General features: G+C 67.8%; 18 protein-coding genes. 6 read left to right on the forward strand and 12 right to left on the reverse strand.

Features of this window, described 5'->3' with window-relative positions; translation table 11 throughout:
* Window positions 1-9: 9 nt before the first annotated feature.
* The gene (locus IHQ52_RS05150; RefSeq protein ID WP_006436563.1) at window positions 10-1,302 is read right to left on the reverse strand and encodes a DUF4185 domain-containing protein; all 1,293 of its coding nucleotides are present in this window, start codon (window positions 1,300-1,302) and stop codon (window positions 10-12) included.
* A gap of 136 nt (window positions 1,303-1,438) precedes the next feature.
* The gene (locus IHQ52_RS05155; RefSeq protein WP_006436564.1) at window positions 1,439-2,206 is read right to left on the reverse strand and encodes a methyltransferase domain-containing protein; all 768 of its coding nucleotides are present in this window, start codon (window positions 2,204-2,206) and stop codon (window positions 1,439-1,441) included.
* A gap of 168 nt (window positions 2,207-2,374) precedes the next feature.
* Between IHQ52_RS05155 and rnhA the strand changes: the two genes are divergently transcribed.
* The 3 genes from rnhA to IHQ52_RS05170 are packed head-to-tail and all read left to right on the forward strand — an operon-like array spanning window position 2,375 to window position 4,587.
* On the forward strand, window positions 2,375-2,812 hold the full coding sequence (gene rnhA / locus IHQ52_RS05160; protein WP_085950454.1) for a ribonuclease HI: 438 nt from the start codon (window positions 2,375-2,377) through the stop codon (window positions 2,810-2,812).
* A gap of 27 nt (window positions 2,813-2,839) precedes the next feature.
* On the forward strand, window positions 2,840-3,736 hold the full coding sequence (locus IHQ52_RS05165; protein ID WP_182155108.1) for a D-isomer specific 2-hydroxyacid dehydrogenase family protein: 897 nt from the start codon (window positions 2,840-2,842) through the stop codon (window positions 3,734-3,736).
* 59 nt (window positions 3,737-3,795) lie between these two features.
* Entirely contained in the window at window positions 3,796-4,587 is a 792-nt protein-coding gene (locus IHQ52_RS05170) for an SDR family oxidoreductase (RefSeq protein WP_006436567.1), read from the forward strand.
* Window positions 4,588-4,699: 112 nt separating this feature from the next.
* Here IHQ52_RS05170 and IHQ52_RS05175 read toward each other — a convergent pair whose 3' ends face one another.
* Entirely contained in the window at window positions 4,700-5,269 is a 570-nt protein-coding gene (locus IHQ52_RS05175) for a YdeI/OmpD-associated family protein (RefSeq protein ID WP_006436568.1), read from the reverse strand.
* 45 nt (window positions 5,270-5,314) lie between these two features.
* Between IHQ52_RS05175 and IHQ52_RS05180 the strand changes: the two genes are divergently transcribed.
* Complete coding sequence (locus tag IHQ52_RS05180) at window positions 5,315-6,010, forward strand: hypothetical protein (RefSeq protein WP_006436569.1); 696 nt, start codon at window positions 5,315-5,317, stop codon at window positions 6,008-6,010.
* 103 nt (window positions 6,011-6,113) lie between these two features.
* Here IHQ52_RS05180 and IHQ52_RS05185 read toward each other — a convergent pair whose 3' ends face one another.
* The 7 genes from IHQ52_RS05185 to IHQ52_RS05215 all read right to left on the reverse strand — a co-directional run bounded on the left by IHQ52_RS05185 (window position 6,114) and on the right by IHQ52_RS05215 (window position 17,089).
* Window positions 6,114-7,742 carry an HNH endonuclease signature motif containing protein gene (locus tag IHQ52_RS05185; protein WP_006436570.1) on the reverse strand — a complete coding sequence of 543 codons (1,629 nt, stop codon included), beginning with the start codon at window positions 7,740-7,742 and terminating at the stop codon, window positions 6,114-6,116.
* 351 nt (window positions 7,743-8,093) lie between these two features.
* Window positions 8,094-10,013, reverse strand: coding sequence for an ABC transporter ATP-binding protein (locus tag IHQ52_RS05190; protein ID WP_182155892.1), 1,920 nt, complete (start codon window positions 10,011-10,013; stop codon window positions 8,094-8,096).
* Entirely contained in the window at window positions 10,010-11,743 is a 1,734-nt protein-coding gene (locus IHQ52_RS05195; protein ID WP_096274825.1) for an ABC transporter ATP-binding protein, read from the reverse strand. Before IHQ52_RS05195 ends, IHQ52_RS05190 begins: the two co-directional genes overlap by 4 nt.
* Before the next feature lie 146 nt (window positions 11,744-11,889).
* Window positions 11,890-12,690: a family 1 encapsulin nanocompartment shell protein gene (locus IHQ52_RS05200; protein ID WP_006436573.1), complete on the reverse strand. Its 801-nt coding sequence runs from the start codon at window positions 12,688-12,690 to the stop codon at window positions 11,890-11,892.
* Window positions 12,691-12,755: 65 nt separating this feature from the next.
* Window positions 12,756-13,760, reverse strand: a complete 1,005-nt coding sequence (locus IHQ52_RS05205; protein WP_096275047.1) for a Dyp-type peroxidase — start codon at window positions 13,758-13,760, stop codon at window positions 12,756-12,758.
* Window positions 13,761-13,872: 112 nt separating this feature from the next.
* Complete coding sequence (locus IHQ52_RS05210) at window positions 13,873-15,534, reverse strand: FAD-binding dehydrogenase (RefSeq protein ID WP_096274824.1); 1,662 nt, start codon at window positions 15,532-15,534, stop codon at window positions 13,873-13,875.
* A gap of 76 nt (window positions 15,535-15,610) precedes the next feature.
* Entirely contained in the window at window positions 15,611-17,089 is a 1,479-nt protein-coding gene (locus IHQ52_RS05215) for an amidase (RefSeq protein WP_006436576.1), read from the reverse strand.
* A gap of 409 nt (window positions 17,090-17,498) precedes the next feature.
* Here IHQ52_RS05215 and IHQ52_RS05220 point away from each other — a divergent pair, with 409 nt between their 5' ends.
* Window positions 17,499-18,461 (forward strand): alpha/beta hydrolase, encoded by a 963-nt coding sequence (locus IHQ52_RS05220; protein WP_006436577.1) that lies wholly within the window; start codon window positions 17,499-17,501, stop codon window positions 18,459-18,461.
* Window positions 18,462-18,830: 369 nt separating this feature from the next.
* Here the strand turns inward: IHQ52_RS05220 and pgfA are convergent, their stop codons facing one another.
* Together pgfA and IHQ52_RS05230 are read right to left on the reverse strand one after the other, a co-directional pair.
* Window positions 18,831-20,189, reverse strand: a complete 1,359-nt coding sequence (gene pgfA / locus IHQ52_RS05225; protein WP_182155890.1) for a cell envelope lipid trafficking protein PgfA — start codon at window positions 20,187-20,189, stop codon at window positions 18,831-18,833.
* A 103-nt stretch (window positions 20,190-20,292) separates the two neighbouring features.
* A complete protein-coding gene (locus tag IHQ52_RS05230) occupies window positions 20,293-21,669 on the reverse strand; it encodes an ABC1 kinase family protein (protein WP_096274822.1) in 1,377 nt (458 codons plus the stop codon).
* A 223-nt stretch (window positions 21,670-21,892) separates the two neighbouring features.
* Between IHQ52_RS05230 and IHQ52_RS05235 the strand changes: the two genes are divergently transcribed.
* Complete coding sequence (locus tag IHQ52_RS05235) at window positions 21,893-22,936, forward strand: NAD(P)-dependent alcohol dehydrogenase (protein ID WP_006436580.1); 1,044 nt, start codon at window positions 21,893-21,895, stop codon at window positions 22,934-22,936.
* The last annotated feature ends 111 nt before the right edge of the window (window positions 22,937-23,047 follow it).

Consider the following 23,047-nt stretch of genomic DNA (forward strand, 5'->3'; position numbering starts at 1 on the left):
TGGCAGGTCTCACAACTTGGACAGGTCGGTGCGCGCCAGCATCACGTTGTAGTCGTCCCAGCGGGACACCACGAAGTACAGATTCTTGCCGCTCGAGCGGGGGTGGATGTACGGCGTGTACAAACCGCTCGAGTGCGCGCTGGGGATCAGGACGCGCTCGCCGCTCCACGGGCCGACCGGGGTGGGGGACGTGCGCATCATGATCGTGCCGGCACGTTCGGTGAGCATCACGAACTTCTTCAGGTAAGCGTTGTAGGCCACCGACATCTCGCTGACCGGCAACCCGACGATCGGGGCGGCGTCGGCCGGATTCGGCGACCATCCATCACCGCCCCGGAAGTACTGGTAGCGGCTGAGATTCAGGATGTCGCCGGGCCGGAAGCGGGCCACGAACGCCGATCCGTGCCGACCGTTCGGCGTGCCGTACTGATAGATGTACTCCCCGCTGCGCAGAAACGCGCCCATCTGGAACCGGCTGTGACCGCGCGCGATCTGCGGAACGCCGGGTACGGTGAGGTCGAGGTTCACGCGGATCGTGTTGTTGTCGACGGTCCAGGTCTGACCGTTGTTGCGCGACACCGCGATCGCCGAGTAGTTGGTGCTCCAGCGTCCCGGTCCCAGCCACTTGTGGATCGACATGAAGCTCAGGAACTGGATGCCGTTGACCGAGATGCCGCCGGTCGGGATGCGTCCCACCTCGGTGTTGCGGACGCCGATCGCGTTGAACATCGGTTGTGAATAGGTGGGATGTGCGGGTGTCACCGAGGCGCCGGAACGGACGGCTCCGGGTATCGCGGTCGGGAAGCGGATGGCCTTGTCGAGATTCGAGTTCGCATCGCTGCGGAGCATCGTGTTGTGCCGCCAGACCATCTGACCGGCGCACCTGCCCCAGGTGTCGCCGAAAGCCATGAGGATCTGGCCGGAGCCGTTCTCCCACGGGACGCCGACATCGGTGGCCGTGATCCCGAAGCGGGTGTCCGTGCGTTCGGGGCTCCGTGGACCGGTGACCCAGGAGACGGCGGTCGTCGCGCCCTTGAGCTTCGGCAATGGTCCCTGCGGTTTCTTGCCGCCGGCGCGGTAGCTGCCGAAATCGGCACTGCCCCAGCCCAGGTCGCTGGATCCGGTGCTGCCCGTGCTGCCGACGTCGCCGCCGGTGATGCCGGTGACGTTGCAGACCGCCGCGCCGGCCGGTGGGGCCGCCGAGAGAAGGCCCGCGGCGAGTCCGATGGTGAGGCCGCCGATCACGAGAGTGCGGCGCGCAGGCGAGAGCGGGCGCAGGCGCACGCGGCTGCGTCGGGACATGCGGACCCCCTGTGACTACTGGTTGTTGCCAGTGTTGCAGAAGTAGCCGGTCCGACCGGTGGAGGTGGCCGAAGCTTGACCGGGATGTGACCCTTCGATTCGCCCTGCAGCCTTCCCGGCTGCTCAGGCGGCAGGTTCAGTGCCGGGTGGCGACCGCGAACGCGCGCCGGAACGGGAGGAGCGTGCCCCATTCGTGGCGCGGGTACGCCTCGGCGAGGCGGCGTTTGAGTTCGGTGACGAACTGTTCACGCAGGTCGGCGGGCAGGGCCTGGATGTAGGGCCGGATCCCGCCACCGGCGATCCAGTCGAAGACCGGATCGTCGCCGGCGAGGACGTGCAGGTAGGTGGTTTCCCAGGCGTTGACGCGGAAACCGTGATCGAAGAAGAACCTCAGGTAGTCCTCGGCGTCCAGGCGGGGGAAGGGGCGGACGTCGCTCAGCGACTCCGCGAACGGTTCGGTGGCGGCGAGCTCGGCCAGTACCGTGCGGAACGGGGCGTCGTGGCCGTTGGGCACCTGGATCGCGAAGGCGCCGCCGTCGGAGAGATGGCCCAGGAGGCGGTCGATGACGCCGAACTGATCGGGCACCCACTGGAACATCGCGTTGGAGATCATCAGATCGTACGGGCGGTGCGGTGCCCACTCGACCACGTCGGCGACGTCGAAGTTCGCGCGAGGATCGAAGTTGTCAGTGATGGCGCGGTCGACCATCGCGGCGGATTCGTCGATGCCGAGGATCTCGGCGGACGGCCACTGAGCGCGCAGATGTTTGGTCAGGTGCCCCGGACCGCAGCCCAGATCGACGATCGTCGTCGGGTTGGTGGGAATCTGCGCGATCAGGTCGAGGAAGGGCCTCGCCCGGTCGTCGGCGAATTGCAGATAGCGTGCTGGATCCCAGACAGCCATGTGTCCACCCTAGGGGTCGGCGGTGGTCGTGTCAGCAAGAAGACGGCTTCGGCGCAGCATGGTTCGGGATGTGAGCGGTCTGGGGAGCCGTCACGCCGCTGACGTAGGCTTCCCTGCGTGACAGATCCCGTGAACCCCGCTCTCGAGAACCCGACCGGCGCCGATGGCATGGCGGTCGTGGAGATCTCCACCGACGGCGCCTGCCTCGGGAACCCGGGCCCCGGCGGATGGGGTGCGGTGCTCCGGTACAAGGGCAGCGAGAAGCGGATCTCCGGGTCGGAACCCGACACCACGAACAACAAGATGGAGCTCACCGCGGCGATCGAGGGTCTCGCAGCGCTGACCAGGCCGTCGAAGGTGATCATCTACACCGACTCCACCTATGTGCGGAACGGCATCATGAAGTGGGTGGCCGGCTGGCAGGCCAACGGCTGGAAGACCAGGGACAAGAAGCCGGTGAAGAACGCCGACCTATGGCGCCGCCTCATCGAGGAGGAGGAGCGTCACGAGGTGGAGTGGCGCTGGGTGAAGGGCCACGCAGGGGACCACTTCAACGAGATCGCCGACGAACTCGCCACCACCGCGGCGCGGGCGGTCTCCCGATGACCGCGGGGGCAGGGCGCCTCCATTCCGGTGGCGATCGAACCGAACCACGACGAGCACCTCGTCGCCGCCGTCGAGCGCGCCGGCGGCAAGATCGTCGGTCTGGACGAGGCGCGGGTGCTGGTCTGGATCGGACTGCCCGACGACTTCCCCGAGCTGCCGGATGCCGTCGAATGGGTGGCGCTGGAGTCGGCGGGCATCGAGGACTTCTTCGACGCCGGGATCGTCGACGACCGTCGGGTCTGGACCAACGCCTCCGGCTTCTACGCCGAGAACGTCGCCGAGCATGCGCTGGCACTGCTCCTCGCCGGGCTGCGCCAGATCAACACCGCCGTCACCCGGCACTGGGACAAGGAACGGATCGACACATCGGTGCGGTCGCTGCGCGGCTCGACGGTTGCCATCGTCGGAGCGGGCGGCATCGGTGCATCCCTGGGGCCGCGGCTGAAGGCGTGCGGTGCGCGTGTGATCGCGGTGAACCGGTCGGGCCGCGACGTGCCGGGGGCCGATGAGGTACGACGCTCCACCGAACTCGACGCGGTGTGGGCCTCGACCGACCACGTGGTGCTGGCCGCACCGGCAACCGCGGAGACGCGGCACATGATCGACGCCGAAAGCCTTGCGGCACTTCCGAATCACGCATGGATCGTAAACATCGCACGGGGTCCGCTGGTCGACGAGGAGGCGTTGTACGACGCACTCGTCGCCGGCGAGATCGCCGGGGCGGCGCTCGACGTGACCGACCCGGAGCCGCCGGCGGCGGACCATCCGCTGTGGTCGTTGCCGAACGTCATCATCACGCCGCATGTCGCGAATCCCGCGTCGGGTCTGACGCGCGAATTCGCGCCGTGGCTGGCGAAGAATCTCCGCCGGTTCGCGGCGGGCGACGAGCTGATCTCCGTGGTCACCCCCGGCCGGGAGTACTGATCCGGGCGACTTTCTAGAACACGTTCTCGTTTTCTGGCGGTTCGTGGCAAGGTCGGGGAGTGATTCTCGACAGATTCCGAATCGATGACCACGTCGCCGTCGTCACCGGTGCCGGTCGCGGGCTGGGCGCGGCGATCGCCGTGGCCTTCGCGCAGGCGGGCGCTGACGTGGTGATCGCGGCACGTAGCGAATTCGACCTCGACCAGGTGGCGGGACAGATCGCCGACGCCGGGCGCCGGGCGCACGTCGTCCCGGTGGACCTCAGCAACGCCGACGCCACGGCCGCCCTCGCGCAGACCGCGGTCGACGAGTTCGGGCGCCTCGACACGGTCGTCAACAACGTGGGCGGTGCGATGCCGCGCCCGCTGCTCGACACGACTCCCAAACACCTGGTCGACGCCTTCGACTTCAATGTGGCCAATGCTCACGCTCTCGTCGTGGCCGGGGCGAAGCAGATGCTCGCGACGACGGGTCACGGCTCGATCATCAACATCACCTCGGCCGTCGGCCGGGTGCCGGGCCGTGCGTACGCGGCCTACGGCACCGCGAAAGCTGCTCTCGCGCATTACACGAGGATCGCCGCGATGGACCTCAACCCGAAGATCCGGGTGAACGGTATCGCGCCCGGCGCGATCCTCACGTCGTCCCTGGAGATCGTCGCCGGCAACGACGAGATGCGTACCGCCGTCGAGAACGCCACCCCGATGCACCGGCTCGGCGAACCCGAGGACATCGCCGCCGCCGCGCTCTACCTCGCCTCACCGGCGGGTGCCTACGTGACCGGCAAGATCCTCGAGGTCGACGGCGGGATCATCGCACCCAACCTGGACCTGCCGATCCCGGATCTGTAGTCGAGGTTTCGACGGGGCTCAACCAGCAGTGGTAGGGGCTCAACCAGCAGTGGTAGGGGCTCAACCGGCAGTGGTAGGGGCTCAACCGGCAGTGGTACGGGCTCAACAGCCGTCAGGGGCGGATGTTCCGGGCGGCCTGCTCGACGATGGTCGCGATCCGTCTGGACTTGGTCTCCGGCCTCTTCGCCAGTGCGATCTGGCCGAGACCCTGCTTGCGGGCGCTGAGCGGGAAGGCATTCCAGTTGGCGCGCGCCACCGGGTCGGCGTCGAGGGCGGCGGCGAGTTCAGGGGACTCGATCCCGGCCTCGGCGTCGTCGAAGATGGACCACAGGCCACGTGCCTTCGCGTCGTCGACGACCGCCTGGCCGGCCGGTTGCATGCGTCCGGACTCGACGAGGTCGGCGATCCGCGCCTTGTTCGACGCCGCCCACGGGCTGTTGCGGCCGCGCCGGGTGAACCACAAGCCGCGCCGGGCCTCGTCGAAGACGCGGCTGTGGCCGTCGATCCAGCCCCAGCAGAGCGCTTCCCGGACCGTCTCGTCGTAGTCGAGCGGCTCGCGTCCGGAACCCTTGCGCCAAAACACCAGCCATACACCTGACGAGGTCCGATGGTTGTCGCGCAACCACTCTCGCCAGTCATCGACGGTGTCGAGAACGAGCTGAGGCGCGCCCGGATCGGCCATGCGTTCACCCTAATCGCGGACGGTCGGTCTCGGTACAGTTGGGCTGTGACCGGCATTCTCGAGTTCGCGAGCAACAACTGGTGGCTGATCTTTCCCATCGGTGGAGTCGTCGGTGGCTGGGCCGGGTCGATCGCCAAGTACAACGAGAAGCGGCGCAAGGACAAGATCGAGCTCGCCCGGATCAAAGCGGCCGCACAGACCGAGCAGCTGAAGCTGACCACGACGTCCGCCGAGCAGCTGCGCAAGACGCTGAAACAGCACGATGCGCTCAACGAGAAGTGGTTCGCCTACGAAGTCGACCTGGCCACGCTGATCGAGTACCCCCTGATGACCGACATGCGGGAACCGCTCACCCTCGCCTTTCATCGTGCGCGAGTCCACGCGGACGACCTGCGTCCGGACGCTCCACGTCCCGGTGACACCGAGTCGACGATCGCACCGGCCGACTTCGCCGACTACCGGGAGGCGGTCGGCGACTACGCCGCGGCCTTCGACGCCGCCGAACGCGAGGCACGCCGCCGCAAGCAGGCCGGTTTCTCGCCGATCGAACGGGAAGCCCTCGACCGCGCCCGCAAGCTCATCAGCGTCGCCTCCGACTCGGGTGCCACCGCTGCGGAACGCCAGGCCGCCTACAAGAAGGCGCGCGCCGAGCTCGACGGACTCATCGACGTCCCGCCGCCGGCGGCCGAACGGCTCGAGCGCCAGATCGCCGGTGCGCTCGAGCGGGGTCGTGGGGACTGAGGTTCCCGTTCTGTGTGCATGAAAGCGGGAAGTCGCGGGACATCGTGGCGGACATTCGGTCCGGGACGGTTCAGTTCCTGAGCAATCGCGAATGTCCTCGGGCTCAAGGCTTTCGGGTCTTGGTGAGTCCGATGAGTGCGGCGCATTGCAGTTCAATGGGTGACAGGTCGGCGAGTGACATACCCCGGTCGTCGGGCGATTCGGGTCGGTGGTCGATGACTTCGCGCATGTGTAGGCGTGGGTGATCGCCGGACGCCTCGTCGGGTCCGTAGATCTCGGTACGCACGTGTTGTAGGTGTTCGGCGAATCGTCCGGGTATATCAGGTGCCCGGTTGATGCGTTCGGGGTTGGGTGGAGCACCGGGTTCGGCATTCAGCTGCCAGGTGCAGCGGCCTTCGTCGGGTCCTTCGCGGACCATGCGGGTGGTGTAGTCACCGGGCTTGTCGCTGACCATTCGGTTGTGTTTCGGGCACGCCGGGGCGAGGTCGACGATGTCGGTCAGCCCGCCCAGGCCCCAGTCGAGTTGGGCGTGATGCATTTCCACATACGCCGCGGACAGGTCGCAGCCGGGTGTGGAGCAGACGTGACCGTCGGGGCGGGCGAAGGAGACCAGGCGTTGTTCGCGGGTGGCTAGACGTTTCCCGCGCCCGAAGTACAACGGGATCGCGGTGGCGTCTTTGAACACCGTCAGCCAGGGTTGGGCGTCGGCGGCCATCGTGATCAGGTCGGGGATGGGGATGAGGGTGCCGGTGGCGGTGGTGGCGAACCCGGCTTCACGTATCAGATCGGTCAGATCGGCCTTGACGATCATCTGCACAGGCAGCCCACGGTGACTCTTGCCGAGCATGCCGTCCTCGAACACCGCTGTCAGCAGCGCGTTGAACGCATCGTGGTTCAACTGCGCGGGGCTGCGGTCATCGCGCTCGGCCGCGGCGGCCACCTGGTCGGGGTCGGCGTTCTCGATCGAGCCGTGGGGTGAATCGGGATCGGTGGGGTTGTTCATGCCGGGTTTGGCCCACACCGCGAGGAACATGCTGATGCGCGCGAGGAGTTCGGGGGTGAGGGTGGCGGTGAGTTGGGCGGTGCCGTCGGCGCGTTGGCGGTTGACCCACAGTTGGCGGCGTCGCTGGCGATCCGAATCGTCGGTCAGGATGCCGTCGGGATCGAGTTGCGCCAGAAGCCGTGCGCCGAGCGCGGTGATGTCGGCGGGGGTGTGGTCGACAGCGATCTCGGCCATCTGGCGTTCGGCGGCGACCTGCATATCGTGTGGGGTGGCGTGGGGGATCTGGTCGAGGACCTCCATCACCGCGTGCACGTGCGCGGACCCGACGCGGCCGTCGGCGAAGGCCTTGGCCAGGGTGGGGTGGGCGGGTTCGAGGGGTTCGCCGGTGGTGAGGTCGGGAAAGGTTGCAGTGGCCCGAGTTTGTTTGAGTCGTTTGCCCGGGTAGGCGATGCGCAAGCGGTGGGTCATGAACTGGATGACACTGCGATGACCGGTCTTACGTGGCAGATCACGTTCGGTGGCTTCGACGACCTGACGGTCACCGGCGAAACTCAGTCGCGCGATCGCGCGTTCGGTCTCGGCGGCGACATCGACCAGCTCGGCATCCGGACACTGTGCCAGGCTCGCCGTCTGCAGTTGATCGATGAGGGTGTGGATCTGACCGATCAACGCGGCGGGGTTGGACGGTGGCGGTGTGGTGGTGCCATCGTGCAGTGCGTGATCGGCCATGGTCACCCCCCGGAGACATTGACTCGAATGTGTGTTCGATAACTCGACAGTACCCGCAGTTCGACTACCTCGCAACGACTTTCGGTACTTGGCTTCGTCGCGTGACTTGTCGGTGGGGTCTGGTAGAGGGCGGTGGGCGGGGGCTTCGACGCGGTGCCTCGCTGCGCTCGGTACCGGCTCAGCCGGCGGGGTGGATGCCGGGGGCTTCGCTCGGTACCGGCTCAGCCGGCGGGGTGGATGCCGGGGGCTTCGCTCGGTACCGGCTCAGCCGGCGGGGCGGGGTGGATGCCGGGGCTTCGACGCGGTGCCTCGCTGCGCTCGGTACCGGCTCAGCCGGCGGGGGCTGTCGACTCAGCCCGCCTCGAGCGCACCGGTGAACTGGCTCTCGTAGAGACGGCAGTACGCACCGCGGGCGGCGAGGAGTTCCTCGTGGTTGCCCTGCTCGACGATGTGGCCGTTCTCCATCACCACGATCACGTCGGCGTCGCGCACCGTCGAGAGTCGGTGTGCGATCACGAAACTCGTGCGATCGGTACGCAGGTTGGCCATCGCCTTCTGGATGAGCAGCTCGGTGCGGGTGTCGACGGAACTGGTCGCCTCGTCGAGGATGAGGATCGTGGGCTTGGCGAGGAACGCCCGGGCGATCGTGATGAGCTGCCGCTCACCGGCGCTCACGCCGCCCCCCTCGTCGTCGAGGACGGTCTCGTAACCGTCGGGAAGGGTGCGGACGAAGTGGTCGACGTGGCTCATCCGCGCGGCCTCGAGCACCTCCTCGCGGGACGCAGCCGGGTCGCCGTAGGCGATGTTGTCGTAGATGGTCCCGCCGAACAGCCAGGAGTCCTGCAAGACCATCCCGGTCCGCTCACGCAGGTCGTCGCGGGTCATCTCGGCCGAGTCCCCGCCGTCGACGCGGATGGTTCCGGAGTCGACGTCGTAGAACCGCATGATCAGGTTGACCAGCGTGGTCTTGCCCGCGCCGGTCGGCCCGACGATGGCCACCATGTGCCCGGGCCGGGCCGTCAGGGTGAGGTTCTCGATGAGCGGCTTGTCCTCGACATAGCGGAACGAGACGTCGTCGAACTCGATGAGACCGTTGTCGACCTCGGGGGACTTCGGGTTCGCCGCGTCCGGGGTCTGCTCCTCGGCGTCGAGGATGTCGAAGATCCGTTCGGCCGAGGCCACGCCGCTCTGCATCAGGTTGATCATCGACCCGATCTGGGTCAGCGGCTGCGTGAACTGACGCGAGTACTGGATGAATGCCTGCACCTCGCCGAGGCTCAGGGAACCCGACGCCACCCGCAGACCACCGACGACGGCGACAGCCACGTAGTTGAGGTTCCCGAGGAACATGATGGTCGGCATGATGACGCCGGAGATGAACTGCGCGCGCCAACTCGACTCGTACAGCTTCTCGTTGCGCTCGTCGAAGGTCGCCTCGATCTCGCGCTGACGCCCGAATGCAGTCACCAGCTCGTGACCGGTGAAGGCCTCCTCGACCTGGGCGTTCAGTGCCCCGGTCGATGCCCACTGCGCGGAGAAGTGCGGCTTGGAACGCTTCGCGATGACGGCGGTGGCGAGGACCGCCAGCGGGACCGTCGCCACCGCGATCAGCGCGAGCAACGGCGAGATCCAGATCATCATCACCAGCAGTGCGATCACCGTCAGCGCCGAGTTCACGAACTGGGCGATGGTCTGCTGCAGGCTCTGCGAGAGGTTGTCGAGGTCGTTGGTGACCCGGCTGAGCAGCTCACCCCGCGGCATCGTGTCGTAATAGCGCAGGGGCAGACGGTGGACCTTCTCCTCGACCTGGGCACGGAGCTCCCGGATGGTCTCCACGACGACGATGTTCAGCAGATAGGCGGCCAGCCAGCCCAGTCCCGACGCCACGACGTACATCACGAACGTGATGAAGAGGACTCGGCCGACGTCGCCGAAATCGACTCCGACGCCGGGTGTCACGTCCATCGACGACACCATGTCGGCGAACGTGTCGTCACCGCTTGCACGCAGGCCCGCGACCGCCTGGTCCTTCGTCTGGCCCGCGGGCAGCATCCGGCCGATGACCCCGTTGAAGACGAGGTCGGTGGCGTGCCCGAGAACGCGCGGGGCGATGGCCAGCAGGACGACCGAACCCACGATCGAGGAGAGCGTGACCGTTATCAGGCCCCGGTACGAACCGAGTTGGGCGACAACTCGTCTGATCGACGGCCAGAACGAGCGCGGCTTGGACTCGGGGCTGCCGGCCGCCGGTGGCCCACCTGGGCGGGTCATGCGCGCTCCTCCATGGCCATCTGCGATTCGGCGATCTCGGCGTAGGTGGGACACGAGGCCAGCAGGTCGTCATGTGTGCCGATGCCCACGATGCGTCCGCGGTCGAGGACGACGATCTGCTCGGCGTCGACGATGGTCGAGACGCGTTGGGCGACGACGATCACCGAAGCGTCCCGGGTGGCCGGGCGCAGGGCCGCGCGCAGTCTGGCGTCAGTGGTGAGGTCGAGGGCCGAGAACGAGTCGTCGAACAGATAGATGGCGGGACGCCGGACGAGAGCTCGGGCGATCGCCAGCCGCTGCCGCTGCCCGCCGGAGACCGTGGTGCCGCCCTGCGACACCTTCGTGTCGAGGCCGTCGGGCATCGCCGAGACGAACTCGTCGGCCTGCGCGATGCGCAGCGCCTCCCAGATCTCGTCGTCGGTCGCGTCGGCCTTGCCGTGCAGGATGTTGGAACGGATGGTTCCGGAGAACAGGTACGGCCGTTGCGGTACGAGACCGACCACCGCCCTCAGCTCGTCGGGATCAAGACGTTTGACGTCGGTGCCGCCGACCCTGACCTCCCCGGCGGTCGCGTCGATGAGTCGGGGGACGAGTCCCAGGAGCGTCGTCTTGCCCGAACCGGTCGACCCGACGATGGCGGTCGTGGTCCCGGGCGTCACGCCGAAGCTGATGCCGCTCAGCACCGGATCATCGGCGCCGGGGTAGCGGAACTCGGCGTCGTCGAACCGCACGGTGCCCGGATGGCCGGCGAAACCGACCGGATCGGTCGTCGGATGCACCGAGGTCTCGGTGTCGAGGACCTCGGAGATGCGCTCGGCGCAGACCGCGGCGCGCGGCGCCATCATGGCCAGGAACGACGCCATCATCACCGACATCAGGATCTGCATGACGTAGGTCATCAGCGCGGTGAGCGCGCCGATCTCGACGGTGCCGTCGGAGACGGCGTGCCCGCCGAACCAGATGACCGCGACGATCGTGACATTGGTGATCACCATGACCAGCGGGAACATCAGGGCCATCAGCTTGCCGACCCGCAGGGTGGCGTCGGCGAGGCGGTCGTTGGCGACGGCGAAGCGCTGCCGCTCGTGGTCCTCCCGCACGAAGGCGCGCACGACGCGGATGCCGGTGATCTGTTCGCGCAGAACCCGGTTCACCGCGTCGATGCGCTCCTGCATCGAGCGGAAACCGGGGATCATGCGGGCGATGACGAGCCCCATCGACAGGCCGAGGACCGGCACGGCCACCGCGATGACCCACCACAGTGCGGGGGCCTCGCGGATGCCCATGATGATCCCGCCGACGCACATGATCGGCGCCATCACGAGGATCGCGCTGCTCATGACGATCAGCATCTGTACCTGCTGGACGTCGTTGGTGGTGCGCGTGATCAACGACGGTGCGCCGAAGGTGCCGACCTCGCGGGCGGAGAACGAGTTCACCCGGTGCAGCAGGTCGCCGCGGATGTCGCGGCCCGCGCCGAGGGCGGCCCGGGCGCCGAAGAACTGCGCGATGACCGTGGCGACCACCTGCACGATGCTCACCAGGAGCATCCAGCCACCGATCCGCAGGATGTAGCCGGTGTCGCCGGTCGCCACACCGTTGTCGATGATGTCGGCGTTGAGACTCGGCAGGTACAGCATCGCCGCGGTCGCCAGTAGCTGCAGCGACACCACCATGACGATGTTGATGCGGTACCGCTGCAGGTACGTGCGGATGAGTCGGGTCAGCATCCCGGCGCCGGGAGCGTAGCGAGCGGGCCGAGGTCATGGCCCGGCGCCGGGAGCGTAGCCCGCGTGGCGAGCGGGGCGGAGGTCACTGCGATCACCTGCGTCAGACTAGTTGCCCCGGCTAAGTGAGGTGCGTCGGTCTCCGTCGATCAACCGCCGAACAGCGCGACGGCCGCCTCCCCGGTGTGGGTGAGGTAGGTGAACGACTCCTGGAAGTAGAGGTTCACGACGTCGGCGTCGTGGGAGTCGTAGCCGATCGAGACGTCCTGCCCGATCGTCAGCTCGAAGTCGCCACCACGGGTGCTCATGACGAACGCGCCACGGATGGCGGGCGCCCACACGATGTCGCCGGTGACCAGCCGCTTGATGTGGTCGCGGATCGGGTAGCCGTGGTTGGACGTCTCGTTGACCTGCGTGTACACCTCCGCCGACATGGCGACCGAGTACGGCCCGTCGACCGAGGCGAGTCGCAACGTGGTCAGTGCCTGGCTGACGGCCTCGGGGTAGTCGCGGACGTCCTCGGGCAGCTGGATCGGGGTCGCCGTGGCCTCGGAGCGGATACCGGCGATCGAGGCAGCCGCGTAGCCCTCGAAGATCGCCCGGTCCTCGGCGAGCGCGAGCTGGCGCGCGGCCTCGACGACCGGATCCCAGTCGGAGTCCTGGGCGCCGCGGTCCACATCGTCGATGGCCTCACGGGAGACGGTGAACGGCACCTTCAACTCGACCAGCGACTGTGTGCGCCGGATGAACGCCTGGATGCCGTCGGCCGGCGAGTCGATCTTGCTGCGATGGCCCAGGGTGACCGCCGCGGTGTCCTGACCCATCGGCCCCTTCACGTCGACGAGTCGACGGCCCGCGATGTTCCGCTTGAACGACCGGGTCGCCTCCTCCTCGATCTCCGCCCAGGCTGCCTCGGAGATGGGCGCGAGTTCGCGGTGCAGGTTGTTCATGGTGGCCTCCTGATGCGGTGGTGTCGGGCGGTGGGTCTGTCTGCAGGGACTGGTTCCCGGGGGGACTAGCGTAGGGAGCCGATCCCCAGGGAACCGTCGCCGCGGCGGGGCGGGACCTGGGCGGCGGGTTCGGATGTCTGGGGTGCGGGCGGCAGATCCTCGAGGAAGTCGATGGTCGGGGTGAAGAACTGCGCACCGGTGACGGCGGTGGTGAAGTCGAGAAGGCGGTCGTAGGTCCCCGGCGGATCGCCGATGAACATCTTGCGCAGCATCTCCTCGGTGACGTCGGGTCCGGCGGAGTAGGCGATGTAGAAGGTGCCGTTCTCGCCGGCCCCGGAGACGTCGCCGTAGGGCATGTTGTCGCGGACGACGTCGATCTCCTCGCCGTTCTCGTCCTCGACCTTGTTGAGCGCGATGTGGGAGTTCGCCGGCTTCACGTCGTCGGACATCTCCACGTTGTCGAGCTTGGTCCGCCCGATCGCGGCTTCCTGTTCACCCGTGCTCAGCCCGTTCCACGACGAGAGGTCATGGACATAGCGCTGGATCGCGACGTAACTGCCGCCGGCGAAGTCGGGGTCCTCGTCGCCGACGGTGATCGCCTCGACCGCGGCCTGCCCGACCGGATTCTCGGTGCCGTCGACGAAACCGATGAGGTCGCGTAGGTCGAAATAGCGGAAGCCGTGGACCTCGTCGACGACGGTCACCGCATCGCCGAGTGCGTCGGTGATCAGGCGGCCGAGTTCGAAGCACAGGTGCATCTGGTCGGACTTGATGTGCACCAGCAGATCGGCCGGGGTGGCCGGAGCCGTGTGGACGTCGCCCTCATAGGGCACGAACGGACGCAGCGCACGGGGACGGGGGCCGTCGAACAACCGGTCCCACGCGTCCGAACCGATCGAGACGATGCCGGCCAGCGCCGCCTCCGGGGCACGCGAGGACACCGCGTTGTTCAGTCCCGGGATCTCCGCCAGCACATCGCGGACCGTGTCCTCACCACCGTCGTCGATGGTGAGGACGAGAAAGATCGCCGACTTGGTCTTTCGCGTCAGGATCGTCTGCGGCACCGGCACGCCCATTACCCTAGCCCACGCATATCCGAAACGGGATCGCGGATGGGGTCGCGAAAAAGTAGGGCAGGCAGCCCTTTTCGTAGACGTGTCGGCACCCGGTCGAGGGCCGGGGTCAGCTGCGCGCGACGGCCCGTCCGGCCGCTCGTCCGGAGAAGATGCACCCGCCCAGGAAGGTGCCCTCGAGAGCGTTGTAACCGTGCACACCGCCGCCCCCGAAGCCGGCGACCTCGCCGGCGGCGAACAGACCGTCGAACGCGCTGCCGTCGGGTCGCAGCACCTGGGAGTCGAGGTTCGTCTCGAGGCCGCCGAGGGTCTTCCGGGTGAGGATGTTGAGCCGCACCGCGATCAACGGACCGTGTGCGGGATCGAGGATGCGGTGGGGCTTGGCCACACGAACCATCTTGTCGCCGATGAACTGTCGCGCGTTGTTGATCGCCATCAGCTGGGCGTCCTTGGAGAACTTGTTGTCCACCTCGGCGTCGCGGGCGGAGATGACGCGTTCGATGTGGGCGAGATCGAGTTCGGGGCCGCGGGCGATCGCGTTCATGCCGCTGACCAATTCGGGCAGGTTGTCGGCGACCACGAAGTCGATACCGTTGCGCAGGAAGGCATCCACCGGACCGGAGGCGCCCTTGGCGAGGCGGCTCCTGGCGGCGAGCCGGAGATCCTTGGACGTGATGTCTGGGTTCTGCTCCGAACCCGACAGCATGAACTCCTTCTCGACGATGGACTGGGTGAGGATGAACCACGAGTAGTCGTGACCGGCGGCGAGGATCGCCTTCATCGTCGAGTTCGTGTCGAAGCCCGGGAAGTTCGGCGGCGCGAGGCGGTTGCCGTTGGCGTCGAGCCACAACGACGACGGGCCCGGGATGATCCGGATGGCGTGGTCCGGCCAGATCGGGTCCCAGTTGTGGATGCCCTCGGTGTAGTGCCACATGCGGTCCCGGTTGACGATGCTCGCGCCGGCGTCCTCGCTGATCCCCAGCATGCGTCCGTCGACGTGGGCCGGGACGCCGGAGATCATCGTCTTCGGTGCCGGTCCGAGACGGTCGACCGGCCAGTTCTTGCGGATGAGGTCGTGGTTGTGGCCGATCCCGCCGGAGGTCACGATGACCGCGCCGGCGCGGACCTCGAACTCGCCCGTCACATCGCGGTTCGACGCCTTGCCGCGCCCGAGGTCGGTCGGTGCGAGGGTCGCGCCCCGCACGCCAACGGCGACACCGTCTTCGACGATGAGTTCGTCGACGCGATGGCGGAACCGGAACTCGACCAGCCCGCGCTTCTCGGCCTCGACGACCGGTTCGGCGAAGATCCGCACGACCTCCGGCCCGGTGCCCCAGGTCAGGTGGAAGCGTGGCACGGAATTCCCGTGCCCGTCGGCGAAACCGCCCCCGCGTTCGGCCCAGCCGACGATCGGGGTGATGCGCAGCCCGAGATCGTGCAGATACTGCCGCTTCTCGGTGGCCGCGAAGTCGACGTACGCCCGGGCCCACTGCCGCGGCCAGTAGTCCTCGTCGTCACGGTCGAATCCGGCTGACCCCATCCAGTCCTGCAGGGCGAGGTCCGCGGAGTCGGAGATGCCGAGTCGGCGCTGCTCGGGGGTGTCGACCATGAAGAGTCCGCCCAGCGACCAGAATGCCTGTCCCCCAAGATTGTTGCGGTTCTCCTGATCGACGACGACCACCCGCCGGCCGGCCTTGGTGAGCTCGTATGTCGCGACCAGACCCGCCAGACCCGCACCGACGACCACCGCGTCGGCCACCTGCTCAGTCACGACAACTCCTCACCTCGTTCGATGTGCCGCTCGTCCCCACGAGAACTCGCGATCTCGAGAAGACATTAGCGCCGCGTCACACGGTGATGTCGGCGTACCGGTGGAACCACGGCGCGGCATCTTCGAGCGATGCGGCGAGGGCGAGGAGATCGCCGTCGGCGCCCAGCTTGCCGACGAACTGCACCCCGAGCGGCAGGCCGGTGTCGGTCCAGTGCAGGGGAACGCTGATCGCCGGACGCCCGGTCAGGTTCGCCAGCTGGGTGTAGGGAACCCAGTCGAGGTTCTCCTCGATGAGCTGGTCGACGATTCCCATCCGCGACATCACCCGGCCGACGCGGGCGCGAGCCGCGAGACGCGCTGCCCGCTGGAGGAGGGGTGGGGTCGTCATGGACCCGATCCTCGGTGGCGGTACGGCGAGGGTCGGGGTCAGCAGCAGGTCGTAATTCTGGTGGAAGCGTTCGAGCGCGAGGACGTGGTCGTTGACGTGATCGAGTGCCCGGAAGAGCGGCACGACCCCGGCCGCACGGCCGATCTCGGCGAGGGCGAGAGTGTCCGCCTCGAACTCGGAGTCACCGGCGCCGGACAGGCGTCGCGCCTCGTCGACCTGGGCCGCCGCCTTCGCGAACCAGATCTCGAGGAAGTCGCGGGCCAGTTCCGCGTCGTCGTGCGGCGGGTCCACCTCCTCGACGTGGTGCCCGAGTCCGGTGAGCACGCGTGTGGCGTGCTCGACGGCGGCGACCGCCTCGGGGTGTGGTGCGGGGTTGATCGCCGAACGGGTGGTGAACCCGATCCGCAGCAGTCGCGGCGGCGTGGCGATGCGGGTGGTGAAGGACTCGGTGTGGAGGGGAGCGGGATAGGTCGACGACGAGGTGGGGCCGATGATCGCGTCGTAGAGGGCGGCCGCGTCGCGCACGGTCCGGGTCACGACGCCCTCGACTCCCATCCCGAAGAGCGGTTCACCGGTGGCGGGGCCGAACGGCATCAGACCGCGCGAGGCCTTCAGGCCGACCAGGCCGTTGCACGCCGCCGGGATGCGGATGGATCCGCCGCCGTCGTTGGCCCCGGCCGCGGGCACGATGCCGGCGGCGACGGCGGCCGCGCTGCCACCGGACGAGCCGCCGGGGGTCACGTCGGGGTTCCACGGATTGCGCGCCGGGCCCCAGAGGACGGATTCGGTCTGTGCCTTGGCACCGAACTCCGGGGTGTTGGTCTTACCGAAGATGACCAGCCCGGCGTCGAGGAAGCGTTGGACGACCGTCGCGTGTTCGGTGGCCACGTGCCGGGCGAGTGACCGGGAGCCGCGCGTCGTCGGGTAGCCGCGGTAGTCCTGGGCGAGGTCCTTGATCAGGAACGGGACGCCGGCGAACGGTCCGTCGAGCTCGGTGTGCACCCGGCGGTCGGCCTCGGCTTCCATCGGGATGACGATGGCGTTCAGGTGGGGGTTCACCGTGGCGGCACGTGTCCGTGCCAGATCGAGGAGTTCGACTGCCGTGACCTCGCCCGAGGCGACGAGTCCGGCGAGTGCGGTGGCGTCGGCGCCGAGGTATTCACCCATGTCCACCGCCCTGACCCTAGTGATCGAGGCGTCGAATCGCGGGTGGTTGATCGACATGGCCGGCCCCGAAGCTCGTGGCAGATCTCTGTATCCGTTAACCACCCAAACGAATAACGGTGCGGTCGCGGCAATTTCATCCGTTCAGAGGGCAAAATCGGGCAAGGGTGCCGCGTATGGGCCATATGGGCTGCTCAGATCGCGGCAGATGTGAGATGTGCCACTGCCATCCGGGGTCACGAAGCACGTTCCAGCCTTTGCCGCGACGTTATCGTGCCGTTACACTTCACGACGACGGGTACCGCGCCGGACGGGGATCAATACAATCCCCCTCGTACCACTTCCGCAGTACCCGGTAGGCAAGACCCAGACAGCGGCCGACTCCGGCCGAGATCCAAAGGAAAACTGACGAATGCTGACTCGCGCCCGTAAGCGCCTCGTCGCCGGACTCGTGGCTCTCGTGGCCGTGTCAGGTGCCACGCTGGTCGCAGCTCCGCCGGCGTCCGCAGCCAATGGCTGCAACGTCGAGTATGTCCGCTCGAACGCCATGAACCGGACCGTGCCGGTGTGCATCGTCTCGGCGGGTGGCGGCGGACCGAAGCCGACGCTCTACCTCCTCGACGGACTCCGCGCCCCCAACAACAACAGCGGCTGGCTGATCAACACCGATGTCGCCCGCTACATGGCCGGCAAGGGCACCAACGTCGCCATCCCGTTCGGCGGCGGCGGCAGCTTCTACACCGACTGGCAGTCGGCCGACCCCAAGCTGGGCGTCAACAAGTGGGAGACCTTCCTGACCCGCGAATTGCCGGGCTACATGGCCGCAAACCATGGCAGCGACAACCGTCGCAACGGCATCGCCGGCCTGTCGATGTCGGGCACCTCGGCGCTCAACCTCGCGTCGCGTCACCCGAACTTCTACAAGGCGGTCGCGTCCTACAGCGGCTACCCGACGGTCACCATGCCGGGCTTCACCCAGGGCATCCAGGCCTCCGTCATCGAGATGGGCGGCAACCCCACCAACATGTGGGGCTTCTACCCGGCGGGTAGCTGGTTCCAGAACGATCCGTTCCTGAGCGCGGGCAACCTGGCCGGCAAGTACGTCTACGTGTCGTCCGGCAGCGGCGTCGGCAGCAAGTACGACTCGTCGGTCAACCCGACCAGCGGCAACTTCGACCCGGTCAAGTTCGCGCAGATGATCCCGCTCGAGGTCGCCGCCTCGACCAGCAGCCAGCTGTACGTCGGCCGCGTGGCGCTCGTCCCCGGCGTCAAGCTCACCACCCGGATCACCCCGGACGGTGCGCACTGGTGGGACTACTGGTCGAGCACCTTCAAGGAGTCGTGGGCCAAGACCTTCCGCCCGGCGTTCTTCTGAGCCGAGTGAACGGTCTCGCAACTCCATAGAGACAACAACGGCACGGGCCGGTGACCTTCGGGGTCACCGGCCCGTGTTGTGTGTGTGGCCCTGCCTGGCTACGGGAGCGGGGTGGCGCGGTCCTCGCATCTGAGGGGCGGGGTGGCGAGCCCTCGCACCTGAGGGGCGGGGTGGCGAGCCCTCGCACCTGAGGGGGTGGCGCGGTCCTCGCACATCAAGTGGGCAGAGGAGCCTCGCGCCTCTGAGGGCCAGATTCAGCAGTTCGTGTCGCCGGCCGACACGTAGTGCTGCACCTGCCACAGACAAAACACCGCGGGCGCATCCGGTGGGTACCGGATGCGCCCGCGGGGGTCGCCGTGCAGCTGGGCCCTACTCGGGCGGCGGCTGCTTGCGGAAGGTGCGCGTCGACGAATCGTCGGCCGGGGGCTCGCCACCGTCGACCTTCGGGATCTGCTCGGTCGGCCGCTCCCACGGGTTACCCGCTGACGGTGCGGCACCGGCCGGAGGGACATCCCGCTTGATCAGTCGGGTGTCGCGGTCGTCCGCGGCGGGCGGGGCGCCGACCGGACCGGCGGTGGCCACGACGGCGTCGTCGCGACGTCCGCGGAGGAACAGCAGGACCGCGGCGGCCAGCAGGATGGCGCCGATGACGCCGAGGATGATCGGCACCCAGGTGCCGCCGACCTTCAGCTGGTTCAGGTAGCCGCCGGCCTTGTCGGCCTGGTTGGCGACGGTCTGGTCGGCCCACTTGAACGTGCCCTTGAGCGCGTCCATCCGGAATTCACGAACCGGCGCCGGAGTGGCCTCGCTCTGGTCGGGCGACTTGAAGTACTGGTGCTGGTCCTCGCGACCGTCGACGATGGTGCCGGTCTCGGGTTCGACCCACACGTGGCGGGTCGCCGCCGCGTAGCGGTGCATGGTGACCGGATCGTTCGGGCGGACGCCGCGGCCGGTGATGCCCCACCACCTGGCGGGCATGGTCAGCATTGTGCCGAGAGCGGCCTCACCCTGGGCGTTCGGCAGCGACGACAGATCGGTCTCGGGGACGTCGCACGCGAAGTGATACGTCTTGACCCCGTCGATCTCCTCCTCGCCCTGGAACTTGGCCGCGCAGTCCTGGCGGGTGTTCAGGTCGTAGTACGCGTAGTCGCGCTTCTGGACGTCGAAGCCGAACTTGTACTGGAAGCCGGTGCGGTTGTCGAGGGTGACCGACACGTCGTTGACGTTGCCGCCCGGCGGGACGGCCTCGAGCTGCAGCGAGCTCACGGCGCCGTTGGGAACCGAGGTCTTCCGGTTCACCGACACGCGGTCGATGGACGCGGTGAGCAAGCCGTCCTTGCAGGTGCGGGTCTCACCGGCAGCGGCGACGCTCGGCTCGGTCTCCTGACCGTCGGCGTCCCGGAGCCGGTCGATCAGAACGGTCTGCGCGGACTGCAGGCTCGCCTGGCGGCTGTCCGACGGTTCGGTGATGATCGAGCGGCGTTGCTGGGTGAGGTGCGCCTCGAGTGTGCGGGCACGGTCCTCGGACACCGAGCAACGGTCGAAGATGACGGCCGGGAACCGGTCGCCCGTCGAACCGTCGGCCGCCACCGTCGTCGCCTCGGAGGTGATGTCCAGGTCCAGCGGCACCACCTTCAGTTGCGGCACCAGGTAAAGCGGGATGGCGATGGCCGCCGCGATGAACGCGGCGCCAAAGAATGCCAGCAGTGCCGGCACGAAACGTCTCATGTGTGACTCCTGTGAATCAGCAGCTAATCGCTCTCACCCTAGCGGTCGATTCGCGCTCCGTACGCGTCAGTAGGCCCGACATGCCGCGATTTACCACCGTGCATCAGCTCATTCGTTCACGGTCGGCCCGGCGATCGCGCTCGGCCTCCTTCAGGATGCCGGCCATGTAGCCGTAGATCTCCTTGTCCGACATGGCCTTCCATCGTGGCGCCAACAGCTTCATGTACTTCTCGACGTACAGCAGCTGTTTGCCGACGAGAACCAGTTCGCGCGGCAGCCGGGCGTCGTGGGCCTTGGCCACGGCGGCGAGTTGTCGGCCCAGGTCGGTGTAGGACATCGAACCGAGATCGGTCGTCGACAGCGGGGTCGTCACCTTCTTGATGTCCTCGGCGCCCTTGACGGTCGACCCCGGCTTGTGGACGGCGCCCAGCAGGAAGATCGCGCGGCCAGCGGATTCGTAGTCTGCCCGGACCACCAGGTCGACGACGAGCTGGCGAAGGATCCGGCGCGTACGCGGGGTGAACCGGCCGACGATGCCGAAGTCGATCAACACGATCTTCCCGGTTTCGTCGACGAGGACGTTGCCGGCGTGCAGATCGCCGTGGAAGAGGCCGCCGTGGAATGCCGAGTCGAGGAGCGACAGCAACAGGTTCCGGCACAGCGCGACGCCGTCGTGACCGGCCGCCCGAACCGCGGCGGCGTCGTCGATCCGGACCGCGTGGATGCGCTCCATGGTCAGGACGCGCGGCGTCGTGAACTCGTCGTACACGTGCGGGACGCGGACACGATCCCCGAAGGGGCCCGGTTGCAGGCACTCGAACCATTCCCGCATGGTGTCCGCCTCGATCCGGAAATCCAGTTCGGCATCGAGGCCGGCCGCGAAATCCTCGACGACGTGGCGCGCGCTGAGCATCCGGCCGTACTCGGAGACCTCGACGAGACCGGCGAGACGTTCGAGGATCGCGACGTCCGGGGCGAGCCGGTCGGCAATCCCGGGTCGCTGGATCTTGACGACCACTTCTTCGCCGCTGTGCAGGGTCGCGGTGTGGACCTGCGCGATCGACGCCGAGGCGATCGGCACCGGATCGAACTGCGCGAAGACCTCTTCGGGCGGGCGGCCGAGTTCGGCGACGAACTGTGCACGCATCTCGTCGGGGTCGGCCGGTTTCACGCGATCGAGCAGCGTCTCGAACTCCGAGGAGAGGGCGTCGGAGAAGACGCCGGGACTCGAGGCGATCAGCTGCCCGAGCTTCACGTAGGTCGGACCCAGATGCTCGAAGGTGGCCCGCAGTTCATGCGCCGCGCGCGCAGCAGTGGGCGCGCGACCGCGAATCGCGTCGCCTGCCGTGTGGAGGACTAACCGTCCGAGGCCCGCAGCCGCGTGGGCGGTGGTTGCCCCGAATCGCGTGACCTCGGCGATGGGCGACACCGGATGCAACTGCGTGCGCCGGCCGTCGTCGACCGAGCTGTTGATCGTCACCGTCGGCCATTGTAACGATCTTTGAAGTCCGATCCAGTGTCCGTACGTGCTGCGTCGGCTCCCGACGTGCCGTTCTGGCGATGACGCACGCGCGACGGCAGACTTGTCACGTGCCGACCCATGCGCACCTGCGCATCGGTCGCCCCGAACGCATCAGCCCCCGAACACACATCAGCCCGCGAACACTTCAGTCCCTGAACATCCAGCCCTAGGAGTCCCCCGCATGCCCACGACGGTCAACGCGTACATCGCCCCGGCAGCAGATCGCCCGCTCGAGCCGACCACGATCGAACGGCGCGACCTCGGCCCGAACGACGTCGCGATCGCCATCGCCTACGCCGGGATCTGCCACTCCGACATCCACACCGCACGCGACGAATGGGGTGGCACCCGGTTCCCGGTGGTCCCGGGGCACGAGATCGCCGGTACGGTCTCCGCCGTCGGTGAGGGCGTCACCCGGTACGCGGTCGGGGATCGCGTGGGCGTGGGCTGTTTCGTCGACTCCTGCCGTGAATGCGAGCCGTGCAGACTCGGTGAGGAGCAGTACTGCGAGCGCGGCAGCACCGGGACGTACAACGCGCTCGGCCGGGACGGGCAACCCACGCACGGCGGCTACAGCACCTCGATCGTCGTCGACGAGAACTATGTCTGCCGCATCCCGGAGGGGATCGCGCTCGACGAGGCGGCTCCGCTGCTGTGCGCGGGGATCACGCTGTATTCGCCGTTGCGGCACTGGGGTGCGGGTCCCGGCAAGAAGGTGGCGATCGTCGGTCTCGGTGGCCTCGGACATGTCGGGGTCAAGATCGCCCACGCGCTCGGCGCCGAGGTGACGGTGCTGTCGCAGTCGCTGAAGAAGATGGAGGACGGCTTGCGTCTCGGGGCGGACCACTACCACGCGACGAGTGATCCGCAGACCTTCCGCGACCTGCGCAACTCCTTCGACCTGATCCTCAACACCGTGTCCGCGAACCTGCCGATCGGCAAGTACCTGGGCATGCTCGCCCTCGACGGCACCCTCGTCGAACTCGGTCTGCCCGAACATCCGATCGACGTCCCGGCCGGTGCGCTGATCGGCAAGCGGCGCAGCTTCTCCGGTTCGATGATCGGGGGGATCGCCCAAACCCAGGAGATGCTCGACTTCTGTGCCGAGCACGGCATCGGTGCGGAGATCGAGGTGATCTCGGCCGATCGGATCAACGAGGCATACGACCGCGTGGTCGCGTCGGACGTGCGCTACCGGTTCGTGATCGACGCCGCCACGCTCTGACCCCCGTCTGTTGCCCGGCACGCCGACCGGCGGCCGGGCCGGGATGTTTGAGGGCCTCCTCGCTGGGCACCCGTAGAGGGTCGACGTGCCCGAACAACCCGTGAGGAGACC

Source organism: Gordonia amicalis (assembly GCF_022059885.1).
Classification (GTDB): domain Bacteria; phylum Actinomycetota; class Actinomycetes; order Mycobacteriales; family Mycobacteriaceae; genus Gordonia; species Gordonia amicalis.